We start from the raw sequence: 14,372 nt of genomic DNA, 5'->3' as shown, positions 1-14,372 counted from the left end.
GCACAAACCTGGCGTGTCGCGAGAGAGATCTATCCCATGACCGCCAGGAAGTCTGAATAGAACAGTCCCAGACCGATGGCCACGCAGATGCCGGCCACGATCCAGAACCGTACGACGATGTTGACTTCGCTCCAGCCGGCCAGTTCGAAGTGGTGCTGCAGCGGGGACATGCGGAACACCCGCTTGCCGGTGGTCTTGAACGAGATGATCTGGATGACCACGGACATCGTGATGATGACGAACAGGCCGCCGATGATGACCGACAGCAGCGTGGTGCGGGTGGCCACGGCCAGGCCGCCGATCAGGCCGCCGAGCCCGAGCGCGCCGGTGTCACCCATGAAGATCCGGGCCGGCGACGTGTTCCACCACAGGAAACCCACACAGGCGGCCGCCGCGGCGGCGGCGATCATCGCGATCTCCAGCGGATCTCGCACCTGGTAGCAGTAGTCGTTGGCGCGGGCGTAGTCCGAGTCACCACACCAGTGCCGGTACTGCCAGAAGCCGATCAGCGCGTACGCCCCCAGCACCAGGATGGACGCGCCGGTGGCCAGGCCGTCGAGGCCGTCGGTCAGGTTCACGCCGTTCGACATCGCCATGATGACGAAGACGAAGACCAGCACCGAGCCGACCTTGCCGACGTCGAGCCAGCTGATGTCGCGGATGAACGAGATGCGCTCGCTGGCCACCGTCTCGCCGTTGGTGCTCTTCACGTAGAGCGCCACGATCGCGAACGCGCCGCCGACGATCAGCTGGCCGAGCAGCTTGCCCTTGGCGCTCAGGCCGTCGGAGTTGCGGCGGCGCACCTTGAGGAAGTCGTCGAGGAAGCCGACCACGCCGCAGAAGACGAACAGGCCGAGCAGGACGAGCGCCGTCATGGTCGGCGACTCCTGCGCGATCTGCCGCTCGGGCAGCGTGGTCAGGGCGACGTGCCCGGCCGCGTACGCGACGACCGTCGCGATGATGAAGGCCACCCCGCCCATCGTGGGCGTGCCCTTCTTGCCCTGGTGACTGGCCGGCCCGACCGTACGGATCGGCTGGCCGGCCTTGAGCGCCGTGAACACGCGGATGGCGATCGGCGTGCCGAACAGCGAGATGATGAACGCGACCGCGGCCGCGACGATGACTGCCCTCACGGGCGAACCTCCTCGGGGCGCAGTGAGTCCACCACGTCCCACGTGCGGTACCGGGAACCCTTGACCAGCACCACGTCGCCGCCGTGCAGGTCGCCGGCGAGGATCTGGACGGCCGAGGCCTGATCGGGCACGACCTCGGCCCGGCCCTTCCAGCCCTCGACCGTGCGCGCGCCGTCCGCGATGGGGGCGGCCTCGGTGCTGACCACGATCAACCGGTCCACGCCGAGCTCGGCCGCGAGCCGGCCGACCTCCTCGTGACCGGATCGCTCGTGCTCGCCCAGCTCGGCCATGTAGCCGAGCACGGCGGTGGTGCGGCGCCCGCCCGCCATCGAGGACAGCGCGCGCAGCGCGGCCGCCATCGAGGACGGGTTGGCGTTGTACGTGTCGTCGATGACCACGGCGCCGTCGGGCCGGGTGAAGACGTCCATCCGCCGGACCGAGACGATGCCCAGCTCGCCCAGGGCGACGGCCACGTCCTCGAACGGCATCCCGGCCGACAATGCCACCCCGGCCGCGGCCAGGGTGTTGGCCACCTGGTGGCGCCCGGCGACGGCCAGCCGGACCGGCGCCGACCGGCCCTCGAAGTGCAGCGTGTAGGACGCGCGCCCGGCCGGGTCGATGCTGACGCCGGTCGCCCGGACCCCGGCCGCGGCGGACTCACCGGTCAGCAGCACCGTGGCCGGCGTGCGCGACGCCATCGCGGCGACCAGCGGGTCGTCGGCGTTCAGAACCGCCACGCCGGAGCCGGGGAGCGCCTCGACCAGCTCGCCCTTGGCCTGGGCGGTGCCCTCGACCGAGCCGAACTCGCCGAGGTGGGCCGCGCCGATGTTCAGCACCGCGCCGATCGACGGGCGGGCGATGCCGGTGAGATAGCGGATGTGACCGATCCCCCGGGCGCCCATCTCGAGCACCAGGAAACGGGTCTCCTCGGACGACCGCAGGACCGTGTAGGGGAAACCGAGCTCGTTGTTGAGCGAGCCGGCCGGCGCCACGGTCGGGCCGAGCCGCGCGAGCAACTGCCCGATGTAGTCCTTGGTCGTGGTCTTGCCGTTCGATCCGGTCAGCCCGACCACGGTGAGCCCGTCGAGCCGCGCGACGACGGACTGGGCCAGCGCGGCCAGGGCGGCCAGCGGTTCCTCGACGACGACGCCCGGCTGCCCGGTGTCACGCGTGCTCAGCACGGCCGCGGCGCCCGCGGCGGCGGCCCGGTCCGCGTACTCGTGGCCGTCGACCTTCTCGCCCTCGAACGCGACGAACAGGCCACCCGGGCCGATCCTGCGGGAGTCGTACTCCACTCCCCCGGTGACCGCGAGCTCCGGTTCCGCGTTGACCACGCGGCCGCCGGTGATCTCCGCGATCTCCCCCAGCGTCAGACGGATCACGGAGCGCCCCCGGCCGCGACGGTCAACGCCTCGGCGAGCTCGATCCGGTCGTCGAACGGCAACATCTGCCCGTTCACCTCCTGGCCCCGCTCATGTCCCTTGCCCAGCAACGCGATCACGTCCCCGGCGCCGGCCAGCCGGACCGCCTCATCGATCGCGGCCCGTCGCCCGGGGACTTCGATGATCTTCGCAGGAGCGCCGGACTGCTCCGCACCGGCCCGCACCGCGGCCCGCACCTCGGCCGGGTCCTCGGTCCGCGGATTGTCGTCCGTGACGATCACCAGGTCGGCTCCGCGGGCGGCGGCCGCGCCCATCAGCGGGCGCTTGTCCTTGTCGCGGTCGCCGCCCGCGCCGAGCAGGGCGATCAGCCGGCCGCCGCGGCTGGTGGCCAGCTCGCGCAGCGCGGCCAGGGCGGCCACGATCGCGTCGGTCTTGTGCGCGTAGTCGACCACGCCGAGCACCTCGCCCGGTGCGGTCACCCGCTCGAGCCGGCCCGGCACGCCCGGGCAGGCGGCGATGCCGTCGGCTGCCACCTGCGCCCCGACCCCGGCCGCGACCAGGGCGGCCAGGGCGAGCAGGGCGTTGGCCACGTTGTGCCGGCCGGGCAGGGCCACGCCCGCCTCGACCTCGACACCGGGGCCGTGCGCGACGAACCGCTGGCCGAACTCGGCCGGGCGGACGTCGGAGGCCCACCAGGTCGCGGCCGGGTCACCGGTCGCCGAATAGCTGATGGTGGACGGCTTGAACAGCGGTCGCAGCGCCGGGTCGTCGAGGTTGAGCACCTCGAACCGGCAGCGCCCGTCGAACAGCTTGGCCTTGGCCGCGAAGTAGTCGTCGGCGTCCGTGTGGAAGTCGAGGTGGTCGAGGCCGAAGTTGGTGTAGCCGCCGACCGTGAAGCCGATGCCGTTGACCCGGCCGATGGACAGGGCGTGGCTGGACACCTCCATCACCACCGCGCCGACCCCGCGCTCGAGGCCGGCGGCGAGGATGGCGTGCACGTCGGTGGCCTCGGGGGTGGTGCGCACGCTGTCGACGACCAGATCGCCGATGCGGGTCTCGACCGTGCCGATCAGCCCGGTGACCACGCCGGCCGCCCGCAGGCCCGACTCGACCAGATAGGCCGTCGAGGTCTTGCCGGCCGTGCCGGTGATACCGATCATGGTCAGCCGGCCGGACGGGTCGCCGTAGACGGCCGCCGCGGCCGTCCCCAGCACCGCTCGCGGGTCCTCGGCGACCAGGACGGGCAGCCCGGCCGCGACCGCGGCGGCATGGCCGGTCGCGTCGGTCAGCACCGCGGCCGCACCGGCCGCGGCCACGTCGCTGATGAACTCGGCGCCGTGCCGGTTGGCCCCGGGCAGAGCGGCGTAGAGATCGCCGGGGCGGACCGCCCGGCTGTCGTGTGTCACGCCGCTGACCTCGGCATCGACGCCGGTCAGCGTGGCCGGCAACAGAGCGGCCAGCCGGGCCAGCCGATAGGGAGCGACGGAGTCGGGACGGGGAATGCCGGGCACGGCGTCAGACCCTACCCCGTGCCCGGCGCCGCACGGAAAACGCCACGTACCTCACGGGTGGATCTTGAACTTGGGCGCCGGCGTGCTGGACGGCGGCACCCGGTAGTGCAGCAGCGCGTACGACATCATCTCGGCGAACGCCGGGGCCGCCACGTCGCCACCGGTGCCCTTGGGCACGTCGGCCGACACCGCGATCACGTACCGCGGGTTCTCGGCCGGGGCCATGCCGATGAACGAGCCGTAGTTGGCGCTCGTGTACTGCCCGTCGATGAGCCGCTTGCCGGTGCCGGTCTTGCCGGCCACCCGATAGCCGGGAACCGCCGCCTGCCGGCCGGTGGCCCCCTTGTTGTCGACCACCGCCTCCATCCAGGTGCGCAGCTGCGCCGCCGGACCGGGATCGAGCACGCGGTGCCGCTCCGGCTCGGCCGCCTCGGTGACCTTGCCGCCCCGGCCCGAGATCATCGACTTGATCAGGTGGGGCTGGATGTACTCGCCGTCGTTGGCGATCGCCGCGTAGCCGGCCGCCATCTGCACCAGCGTGGCGTCCACACTCATGCCGATCGGCACCGAGCCCGACGCCGATCCGCTCCACTCGTCCGGCGTGAGCAGCTTGCCGTCCGCCTCGCCGGGCATGCCTTCATTGGTGGCCTTGCCCAGCCCGAACTTCTGCTGGTAGTCGTAGACCCGCTGCTTGCCGAGCATGTCGGCGATCAGGATGGTGCCCACGTTGGACGAGTACGCCAACAGCCCGGGCATCGTCATCTTGGTGCCCTTGGGCTGCATGTGCCCGTCCTGGAAGCGGTAACCGCCGCGCTCCAGGGCCGGTCCGATGGTCAGCGTCGAGTCGGGCTTGATCAGCCCCTCCTGCAGCGCCGCGCCGAAGATGAAGGCCTTGTGGATCGAGCCGGGGTCGGCCACGATGCTGCTCGGCACGTCCTCGCGCTCGGTCGGCGAGAAGTCGCCCGGCTTGGCCGCGTTGTAGGCCGGGTAGCTCGCCTGGGCCAGCACCTCGCCGGTCTTCACGTCGAGCACGACGGCGCCGGCGATCGTGGCCTTCACTTCCTTCATCTGCTCGGCCAGGATGCGCTGCACCTCATACTGCAGCTCGCTGTCCACGGTGAGCCGCAGCGAGGTGCCCGGCTGGGGCTCGGTGAGCTTCTCGTACCCGCTGGGGATCGGCTTGTTGAGGTCGCCCTTGCCGATCTCGAAGACCCGCTCGCCGTCGGCGCCCCGCAGCAGCGAGTCGTAGCGGGCCTCGAGTCCTTCCAGGCCGGAGTTGTCGGCACCGGTGAAGCCGATCAGGTTGGCCGCGAGGTCGGCGTTCGGCACGTCGCGCCGCTCGTCCTCCTTGACCACGATGCCGGGCAGCTCCATCGCCAGGATCCGGTCACCGGTCGAGATGTCCACACCCTGGGCGAGGAACTCGAACCGCGACTCGCCGCCACCGGGCCGCTTGTGCGGCGTCATCAGCGGGACCAGCTTGGACTGCGGCACACCGATGACCGGTGACAGGATCGACGCGGTGTGCACCGGATCCTTGACCAGCTCGGGGTCCGCACCGACGAAGCGGGCCTCCACACTGTGGGCCAGCACGGTGCCGTCCCGGTCGAGGATGCTGCCGCGCGGGGCCGGCAACCGCACCTCGGCCAGCCGGCTCTCGCGCAGTTCCATCAGCCGGTCGGCGTCGGCCTGCGACGAGGCCACCTGCAGGATCACCAGCCGGACGCCGATCATGGCGAACAGCGACAGCGCGAGGACGGCCCCGATCCGCAGGCGCCGGGTGCTGTTGGCCAGCCTCGGCGGCTCGGCCGCGACCGCGCGCACGGCCCGGTCGACCCGGGGTCCGGTCACGGTCCGTCGTGGTCCGGCTTTCCCGGCCGTACGCGGGGAGGCCGTGACCCGGCCCGGCCGGGCCGACTTGGTCGCGGTCGTCCGGACGCGCCCCCGGTCGGCGACGATGCGCCCGCCACGGCGGGCGGGCCGGGCCGTCTCGAAGTCGTCCTCGTCGTCGAAGTCGGGCTCGGGCCGGCGGCTGCGCGGGGGCTGCCTCTTCTCGGTCCTCTCCGGCTTCTCCGTCCTTCTGGCCGGCTCAGCCCTCCGGGCCGGGTCAGCCCTCCGGGCCGGCTCAGTCCTCCCAGCCGGCTCAGTCTTCCTGGCCGGCTCGGCCTTCCTGGCCGGCTCGGCCGGGGTGTCACGATCGACGGTCCGGCGGCCGCGCGGCGGCTGACCGCCGTCGAGCACCTGCAGCGCGGGGCGGAACGGGTCGGCGGTGCGGCCGGCCCGCGGCGAACGGGTGCGCTGGTCGCGCTCGGCCACGGTGCGCCCGCGCGGAGTGTAGGCCCGCGCGTCGCCGATGCCGCCGAACCCGCGGCCGCGGCTCTGCTTGTCCGCCGTCGTGTCGTCCTCGGCCGGGAGGTCACGAGACGTGCCGCGCCGGGGCTGAGCGCCCCGGCGCGGTGGAGTGTCGTCGGATCGAGGCGGCATCAGGCTTTACCGCCCAGCGCCGTCGGCGGGCGTCACGTTCTCCGCCCCCTTGTCGATGAGCGGAGTGTCGCCGATCGCCTCCTGCGCGGTCGGTGAACGCTTACCCGTGGCCGGCACCCCGAAGTTGATGATCTTTCCGTCCGGGAGCCGGATCTGCGCGACGTTGTTCGCCTTGACCAGGCCGAGGCGGCGGGCCGCGGCGTCCAGGTTGCCGATGCTCGAGGCCTCGACGACCTGGTTGTCCAGATCCTGCCGCTGGTTCTCCAGGGCGGTGTTCTGCTTCTTGAGGTCGTCGATGCGGAACGAGTTCTCGTTGGTCTTCGTGTTGATCAGCAGGATGCCCAGCACCCCGACGATCACCACGCCGATCACCGTGGCCACGAACGGCGCCCGCGGTCCACCGTGGATCGGCGGCGGCGGAGCGACCCGCAGCCGCGGACCGGCCGCCGGACCGGTCACCCGCAGCGGCTCGGCCGTGACCTCGATCTGCAGTGCGGTGGCCCCGTCGACCGGCGCCTCGACCTTCCGGCCGCCCCCGATCCGGCCCCGCCCCGCGAGCACACCCGCCTTGGCATCCCGCGCCTTGGCCCGCACACCCCCAGCGTCCCGCGCCGTGACCCGCACACCGTCGGTGTCCCGCGCCTTGGCCCGCACACCGTCGGTGTCCCGCGCCTTGGCCCGCACGCCTCCGGTGTCCCGGGTCTTCGCCCGTACGCCGTCGGTGTCCCGCGCCTTGACACGCCCGCTCTCGGTGTCGCGCGCCTTCGCCCGTACGCCTTCGGTGTCGCGTGCCTTGGCTCGCACGCCTGCTGTGTCCCGGGTGCCGGCGCGCGGGCTTTCCTGGTCGCGCGCCCGGCCCCGTACGCCCTCGGTGCGCGAACGCGCCGCACGCGCCTCGCTCCGGTCCGGGCCGGCGTCGCGGGCGGTCCGACGGCCGTCCTCCCCGCTCCGCATCCCTGACCGGCGCGTGTCGGAACGGCGCGGCCCGCCGTCCTCCTCGCCACCGGCGAAGCGCCGCGCCCCCCGGCCGGCACTTCCCGGAGCGTCCGCGTCGCGGCTCGTGCCCGTCGTGTCACGGCGCCCGGTAACCGGACGCTGTGGCTCCGCGGTCCGGCCCCCCGACCGCGGCGCCTGGGTGCGCTCGCTCATGCTTTTCCCTCCCCCTCTTCCCGTTCCCCCGGGCGTAACCGCCCTTGTCCCCCGTGCGTTGTAGACAGTCGGGGCCGTTCGCGGGCGGCCCCGGGTGTTGCGTCGTGCGGATCAAGGCTCTCGACCGCGCGCAGCTTCACCGAGGCCGCTCGCGGGTTGTCCGCGACCTCCTGCTCGCTGGGCGGTTCCGACCCCCTGGTCAGCAATCGCAGGGTCGGACCGGTACCGGGCAGCTCGACCGGCAGGTCGATCGGCCCGGTGCTGCGCGTCCTCGCGGTGAGGGCGCGCTTGACGATCCGGTCCTCCAACGATTGGTAGCTCATCACCACAAGGCGCCCTTTCGGCGCCAACGCGTCCAAAGCTGCCGGCAGGGCAGCCTCGAGTGCGGCGAGTTCGCCATTTACCTCAATACGTAACGCTTGAAACGTTCTTTTGGCGGGATTTCCACCCGTTCGTCGCGCGGCGGCCGGAATGGACTCCTTGACCAGGTCGGCCAGCCGCGACGTCGAGGTGATCCGCGCCTTCTGCCGCTCGCGCACGATCGACGACACGACCCGGGGCGCGAACTTCTCCTCGCCGTACACCCGCAGGATGCGCACCAGCGCGCCCGGCTCGTACTCGTTCACGACCTGCTCGGCGGTGATGCCCGACGTCTGGTCCATCCGCATGTCGAGCGGGGCGTCCTGGGCGTACGCGAAACCGCGGTCCGCCTCGTCGAGCTGCAACGAGGACACGCCGAGGTCGAACAACCCGCTGTGGAATGTGGACAGATCCAGCTCGTCGAGCACCCGCGGCAGCTCGTCGTAGACCGCGTGCACCAGGTGCGTGCGGCCGGCGAACTTGGCCAGGCGCTGCCGCGAGTGGGCCAGAGCCTCAGTGTCGCGGTCGAGTCCGACCAGGACGACCTCGGGGAACCGCTCGAGGACAGCCTCGGCGTGACCGCCCAGACCCAGCGTGAAATCGACGTGCACGGCGCCCGGCAACTGGAGGGCCGGGGTGAGCAGCTCGAGGCAGCGCTCGAGCAGCACCGGCACGTGCGTGCCGCGAAGCTCCCCCATGTCGACCCCCACTCGCTGTCACGCGCGCCCCGCACCGGCACCGACCTGCCGGCTGTTCAGTCACACCGCCGCGTCCGTCACCGGACGCGGTTTCCCGGGCGCCCGTCCGTACCGCCAGATCCCCATCCGCTCGTGCCCGTTGCCACCGGGCGCGCCCTTGGCCGGACACGCGCCTGGCGCCGGGGAAGAGGCGCCAGGTGCGGGAGCGGCTGGAGATCTCGCAGTACGGAGAGGGTGACGTCCGGGCCATCGCGGACCGGCCGAGTGCCACGCCTCACAGTCCGCCGGGCAGCACCCCCTCTTCGATGTCGGCGAACTCGTCCTCGCTCGCCGCGAGGTAGTCCTCCCAGGACTGCTTGTCCCAGATCTCCACGCGGGTGCTCGCCCCGATCACCACGAGCTCACGGTCGAGACCCGCATAACCCCGCAGATGGACGGGGATGGTGACCCGCCCCTGCTTGTCGGGGATCTCGTCGTGCGCGCTGGCGAAGAAGACCCGGCCGTAGGCCCGGGCCGCCTTGTTGGTGACCGGCGCCTCCCGCAGCTGGCCGGCGATGCGCTGGAACTCCGGCATCGGGAACACGTACAAGCAGCGTTCCTGCCCCTTGGTGATCACGACACCTCCCGCCAGCTCATCACGGAACTTCGCCGGAAGGATCAGCCGACCCTTGTCATCGAGGCGTGGGGTGTGCGTGCCGAGAAACATCGGCGCCACCCCCTGCCCCCGGGCGGTTCGCGGTCCGCCTGTCAACTCGGGCCGGCAGGCCCCTCAGGTGAGGTTCTCCATCGGCCCTGCCACTGCGCTCCACTCTACTCCACTTCCCTCCACTCGCAAGCGGAATGGGCGGGGTCGCGAAGGTTGCTCGCGCACGAATTCCCAGCTCAGCGAGGTGGGGGGAAGGTGGAGCGGCAAACCATGATCAACCCCGTCCGGTTTCCGACATCCTCCAAGTCCGCAGTCTAGAATCGTCACGAACACGCCCAAAACTCCCGGCCGAGATCACTGTCAACCCCCTCCGGGGAGGAAAGTGGAGGGCCGCGGAGCGGATGGTGGAGCGCGCCGGGGAGTGGGCCGGGGAGGACGGCAGATGGGCGGCCAAGTCGCCGGACGAGGCCGCGCAGGGCGTCGGGCACGCGCGGGAACGCGTCGTCCGGCCCGAGACGACGCCGGGCACGCGCCGCAAGACGGCGGGCGCGGCCAAGGCCACGAGAAGACGTGGGGCGGTGTGGAGAGGTTGCGATCGCCGTGGGTACGGCGAAGGGCTCGACCGGTGGTGTCGGTCGAGCCCTTCGCGAGTCGGTGGGCGGAGACAGAAGGGCGCGACCGAACCGGTCGCGCCCCGCTGAGTCCTGGTCCGTGCTTGGCTAGGCCAGGCGGCGGACCACGTAGTTGCTGCCGATCATCTTGCGCTTGGAGACGCGCGCGCCCGTGTGCGGCGAGTCGTACATGTAGCCGCTGCCGGCGTAGATCCCGGCGTGGTACCCGTACGAGCCGTTGCGGAAGACGATCAGGTCGCCGATCTGCTTGTTGCCCTTGGCGACCGACTTGCCGTAGTTCTGCTGCGAGTTGGCCTTGTGTGGCAGCTTCTTACCGATGGTCTTCCGGTAGACGTACATCGTGTAGCCGGAGCAGTCGAAGCGCGAGGGGCCGGCCGCACCGAACTTGTAGAGCGACCCGACGTGCTTCTTCGCCTCGTTGATGATCTTGTTGCCGTTGGGCACGACGCTGATGTACGTCTTGCCGCCCGCCAACGAGGAGAACTTCGAGGAACCGGCGTAGACGGCCCGGAGATAGCCACTGGTCTTCGGGGCCATGGAGAGCGCCACCGAGCCACTGCTGCCGAGCTTCTTCGACGTCTGGTTGACCCACTTGCCCTTGCGGAACGCCTGCAGGCGCACCGTGCCGGACGTGACCACCTTGCCGTTGGCAGGGTTGATGTACTTGGCGGTCACCTTGACCTTCGCGCCCGACTTGATCTTGCGAGTCGAGTACGTGGTCTTGACCACGGGCCTGACCTTTGCCGCCGCCGAAGCCGACACCGCCGTGATGGGGGTGGCGGTGGCAGCACTCGCGGGCGAGCTGCCGATCAGCTGGCCGGCGCAGAGGCAGAGACCCAGTGACAGTGCGATGGTGCCGGCGCCGCGCGTGCGGCGTCCACGGCTCGAACTGTGCTCGTGCACGGTAGAGATATCCCTCCGGCACGCCTGCGAGGTTAGCTGTCGGGTTCGGGCGGGAAGGCTTGCCCGGTCGCCGGGTGGCGACTTCACCCCAAGGTCTTCTCCGTGGTCGCCACCGGAGCGGGTGACGCGGAGAGGACCACAATTGGGTCCCCCGTCCCTGCCCCCGTTTGCCTGTCTTGGTCGTACGTGGTGCTCGGGTGGTCGCGTCGACCGGCCCGGGGCAGGGCTCGGCGTGAACCAGGTCGTCGCGAGTCGGGCAGCGGGCGCTGCCGGCCAGACCTTGCTACCCGAAATCCCGGCCGCCTGCTGGGAGCGATCCCGTGACTCTGCGTGTTTGGCATGAGGGTCGCTGTCCGATTTGTTATCGAGCGCAAACAAATGCCATTACGACTCGTAATAGGTGAGCTACGTAGCGTCGAGAGTTACGGGTGAAACACAACACAAAATTCTTCACCACCAATCGGGTGAGGGGACTCCGATATTCACTCTTCCGCTGTTTAAACCTTTCTCACCGGCCGAAATGGGTTCCGCCGAACGGCTGATCTCGATGCCTCACCGGAGCCGTCGGCCCGGGACGCTGAAATCGGACTCTCGGCAACTCGACGTAACGTCCGGTTCCGGTACCCTCGTCGCCGTGACGGACGGGAAAATGCCCCTGAGAGCAAAGGTCGCGACCTCGGTGTCGAAGACCGCGGCCGCCCTCTCCCGGGCAGCGGGACGCGGCGACGGCTCGGTCATCGGCGGCTGGATCGGTCTCAAGATCGACCCGGAGCTGCTGAGCCACCTGGCCTCCGGCCGGGCGATCGCGCTGGTGTCCGGCACCAACGGCAAGACCACGACCACCCGGCTGGCCGCCGCCGCGCTCGGCGTGCTGGGCCCGGTGGCCACCAACTCCTTCGGCGCCAACATGCCCACCGGCCACACCTCGGCGCTGGCCAAGGCGGGGGCCACCCCGTTCGCGGTGCTCGAGGTCGACGAGCACTACCTGGCCCGGGTGATCGACGAGACCCAGCCCCGGGTGGTGGCGCTGCTCAACCTCTCGCGCGACCAGCTCGACCGGGCCAAAGAGGTCGCGATGATGGCCCAGATGTGGCGCACCGCGCTGGCCGGTCACCCCGACGTGGCCGTGGTGGCCAACGCCGACGACCCGATGGTGGTCTGGGCCGCCCGGGGTGCCTCCCACATCACCTGGTTCAGCGCCGGGCAGCGCTGGCACGACGACTCCTTCGTGTGCCCCGAGAGCGGCGACCCGATCGAGCGGGCCAACGGCGACTGGTGGTGCACCGGCTGCCCGCTGCGCCGGCCGCAGGCGCAGTGGCGGGTCGAGGACGACGGTGTGATCGACCCGCGCGGCGACTGGCACCTGGTCAAGCTGCAGCTGCCCGGCACGGTCAACATCGGCAACGCGGCGACCGCGCTGGCCGTGGCGGCCGAGTTCGGGGTACGCGCGATCGAGGCCCTCCCCCGGCTGTCCACGGTCGCCTCGATCGCCGGCCGCTACGCCCAGGTCGACCGGGACGGCCGCAACATCCGTCTGCTCCTGGCCAAGAACCCGGCGAGCTGGCTGGAGGCGTTCGACATGGCCGAGCAGTCGCCCACGCTGCTCTCCATCAACGCCCGCGACCCCGACGGTTTCGACACGTCATGGCTCTACGACGTCGACTTCTCGCCGCTGCACAACCGGCCGGTGCTGATCACCGGCGATCGGGCGTACGACCTCGCGGTCCGCCTCGAAGTGAACGGAATCCCGTTCCGGCACGTGTTGAGTTTCGAGGAGGCCATCCGGTCGGTGCCGCCGGGCCGCCTCGAGGTGATCGCCAACTACACGGCATTCCAGGACATCCGAGCGGAGCTCGACCGTGTCAACTGATCGTTCCCGCGACGGAGAACCGAGGAACCATGAGTGACAGCACGCTACGCATCGTCTGGATCTATCCGGACCTGCTCTCCACCTACGGCGACCGGGGCAACCTGCTGATCCTGGGCCGGCGCGCGGCCATGCGGGGCATCCCGGTCGAGACCTATTCGGTGCGCTCCGACCAGCCGATGCCCTCGACCGCCGACATCTATCTGATCGGCGGCGGCGAGGACGGTCCGCAGGCGCTCGCCGCGCAGCGGCTGATCAACGACGGCGGTCTGCACCGCGCGGTCAACCAGGGCGCCGCTGTCCTGGCGGTCTGCGCGGGTTACCAGTTGTTCGGTCACTCGTTCTTCGCCAAGGGCACCAAATGCCCCGGGCTCGGCCTTCTGGACCTCTCCTCCGACCGTGGCGAGACCCGCGCGGTCGGTGAGATCCGCGGCGACATCGACCCGCGGCTGGGCCTGCCCCCGCTGAGCGGTTTCGAGAATCACGGCGGGCGCACCCACCTGGGCCCGGGCGTCGCGCCGCTGGCCCGGGTGACGGCCGGCATCGGCAATGACGGGCAGACCGAGGGAGCATGGCATGGAAAGGTCCTGGGGACGTACAGCCACGGCCCCGCGCTCGCTCGCAACCCAGCTATAGCCGATCTGCTACTGCGTTGGGCGATCGGCGCGGATAGTCTTGCCCCGGTCGACGACACCTGGCCCGAGAGACTGCGAGCCGAGCGGCTCGCCGCAGCGGGCGCCTGACGACCAGCACCTGACCGACCAGCACCTGACCGACCAGCACCTGACCGACTAGCACAGGGCGGTAAGACTGCATGACTGACATCCTGATCGCCCCGCGGGGCGCAAACCTCGCGACGGACCCTCAGGTTCAGCCTTCGCAGACACAGCCGTCGCCGATGACCTGGAAACGCCGGCTTGTCCGGTTCGGGGTGCTCGGCCTGGTTCTGGCCGGTGTGGGCACCGCGGCCGTGGTCCTGCCGCTTCAGGACATCGCCGACCAGTTCGCCCGGCTCGGTCCGGCTGCCGCGGTCGTCATGGCCGTCGTCGGTGGCCTGCTCCTGTCGGTCCTGGTCCCCCGCACGGCCATCACGCTGGCCTGTGGCGCGGTGCTGGGCGCGGCCACGGGCGCGGCGACCGCGCTGGCCGCCGCGGTGATCGCCGCCGCCGCCACCTACTACGCCGGCCGCTGGGTCGGCCGGGGCGCGCTCGCGGCCCGCACGGGTGGCAAGCTCGAGCGCCTCGACGGCTGGCTCAACCGCCGCGGCCTCTCGGCGGTGCTGCTGGTCCGGTTCCTTCCGCTGGCCCCGTTCGGCCTGGTCGGCTACGCCTACGGCACCACCAGCGTCTGCCGCAAGCGCTACCTGCTCGGCACCACACTGGCCTCGATCCCGTCGGCCGTGTCCTACGCCGTCATCGGCGCCGCGGTGGTGCGACCGGGCGAGATGAGCCCGTTCTCGCTGGCACCGGCCCTGATCGGTTTCACGCTGACCACCTCGATCGTCATCTGGTGGAAGCGCTCCGCCAAGAAAGCCGCAGCAGCGACAGCAGCCGCCGCCTGACCCGCCCCGAGCAGACCCGCCGCGTTGATCACGGCGGGTTTTTGCT

11 protein-coding genes and 1 riboswitch are annotated in these 14,372 nt (G+C 71.1%); of the genes, 3 read left to right on the top strand and 8 right to left on the bottom strand.

What is annotated here, in order from left to right:
* Positions 1–29 precede the first annotated feature (29 nt).
* From mraY to NAG42_RS12885, 8 genes are all read right to left on the bottom strand, one after another.
* Positions 30–1,133 (bottom strand): phospho-N-acetylmuramoyl-pentapeptide-transferase, encoded by a 1,104-nt coding sequence (gene mraY / locus NAG42_RS12920; protein ID WP_250030475.1) that lies wholly within the window; start codon positions 1,131–1,133, stop codon positions 30–32.
* On the bottom strand, positions 1,130–2,515 hold the full coding sequence (locus tag NAG42_RS12915; protein ID WP_250030474.1) for a UDP-N-acetylmuramoyl-tripeptide--D-alanyl-D-alanine ligase: 1,386 nt from the start codon (positions 2,513–2,515) through the stop codon (positions 1,130–1,132). Before NAG42_RS12915 ends, mraY begins: the two co-directional genes overlap by 4 nt.
* Positions 2,512–4,026 carry a UDP-N-acetylmuramoyl-L-alanyl-D-glutamate--2,6-diaminopimelate ligase gene (locus tag NAG42_RS12910; RefSeq protein WP_438872401.1) on the bottom strand — a complete coding sequence of 505 codons (1,515 nt, stop codon included), beginning with the start codon at positions 4,024–4,026 and terminating at the stop codon, positions 2,512–2,514. The genes NAG42_RS12915 and NAG42_RS12910 overlap by 4 nt, the downstream gene beginning before the upstream one ends.
* 51 nt (positions 4,027–4,077) lie before the next feature.
* On the bottom strand, positions 4,078–6,510 hold the full coding sequence (locus NAG42_RS12905) for a penicillin-binding transpeptidase domain-containing protein (protein ID WP_250030473.1): 2,433 nt from the start codon (positions 6,508–6,510) through the stop codon (positions 4,078–4,080).
* 6 nt (positions 6,511–6,516) lie between these two features.
* Positions 6,517–7,314 (bottom strand): cell division protein FtsL, encoded by a 798-nt coding sequence (gene ftsL / locus NAG42_RS12900; RefSeq protein WP_250030472.1) that lies wholly within the window; start codon positions 7,312–7,314, stop codon positions 6,517–6,519.
* Between the two features lie 341 nt (positions 7,315–7,655).
* Entirely contained in the window at positions 7,656–8,729 is a 1,074-nt protein-coding gene (gene rsmH, locus NAG42_RS12895) for a 16S rRNA (cytosine(1402)-N(4))-methyltransferase RsmH (RefSeq protein WP_250030471.1), read from the bottom strand.
* Positions 8,730–8,991: 262 nt separating this feature from the next.
* Positions 8,992–9,423 carry a division/cell wall cluster transcriptional repressor MraZ gene (mraZ, locus tag NAG42_RS12890; RefSeq protein ID WP_250030470.1) on the bottom strand — a complete coding sequence of 144 codons (432 nt, stop codon included), beginning with the start codon at positions 9,421–9,423 and terminating at the stop codon, positions 8,992–8,994.
* A 659-nt stretch (positions 9,424–10,082) separates the two neighbouring features.
* Positions 10,083–10,724, bottom strand: a complete 642-nt coding sequence (locus NAG42_RS12885) for a C40 family peptidase (protein WP_250030469.1) — start codon at positions 10,722–10,724, stop codon at positions 10,083–10,085.
* A gap of 180 nt (positions 10,725–10,904) precedes the next feature.
* A riboswitch (cyclic di-AMP (ydaO/yuaA leader) is annotated at positions 10,905–11,081 on the bottom strand.
* A gap of 466 nt (positions 11,082–11,547) precedes the next feature.
* Between NAG42_RS12885 and NAG42_RS12880 the strand changes: the two genes are divergently transcribed.
* The 3 genes from NAG42_RS12880 (at position 11,548) to NAG42_RS12870 (ending at position 14,326) form a co-directional block, all read left to right on the top strand.
* Positions 11,548–12,768 (top strand): Mur ligase family protein, encoded by a 1,221-nt coding sequence (locus NAG42_RS12880; RefSeq protein ID WP_250030874.1) that lies wholly within the window; start codon positions 11,548–11,550, stop codon positions 12,766–12,768.
* Positions 12,769–12,797: 29 nt separating this feature from the next.
* Complete coding sequence (locus NAG42_RS12875; RefSeq protein ID WP_250030468.1) at positions 12,798–13,508, top strand: type 1 glutamine amidotransferase; 711 nt, start codon at positions 12,798–12,800, stop codon at positions 13,506–13,508.
* Positions 13,509–13,663: 155 nt separating this feature from the next.
* Positions 13,664–14,326: a TVP38/TMEM64 family protein gene (locus tag NAG42_RS12870; RefSeq protein ID WP_250030467.1), complete on the top strand. Its 663-nt coding sequence runs from the start codon at positions 13,664–13,666 to the stop codon at positions 14,324–14,326.
* Positions 14,327–14,372: the final 46 nt, after the last annotated feature.

It is taken from the genome of Paractinoplanes maris (assembly GCF_023544465.1).
Classification (GTDB): Bacteria; Actinomycetota; Actinomycetes; order Mycobacteriales; family Micromonosporaceae; genus Actinoplanes; species Actinoplanes maris.
The sequence above is the reverse complement of the archived record's forward strand: the minus strand, read 5'-3'. Positions and strand labels throughout refer to the sequence as shown.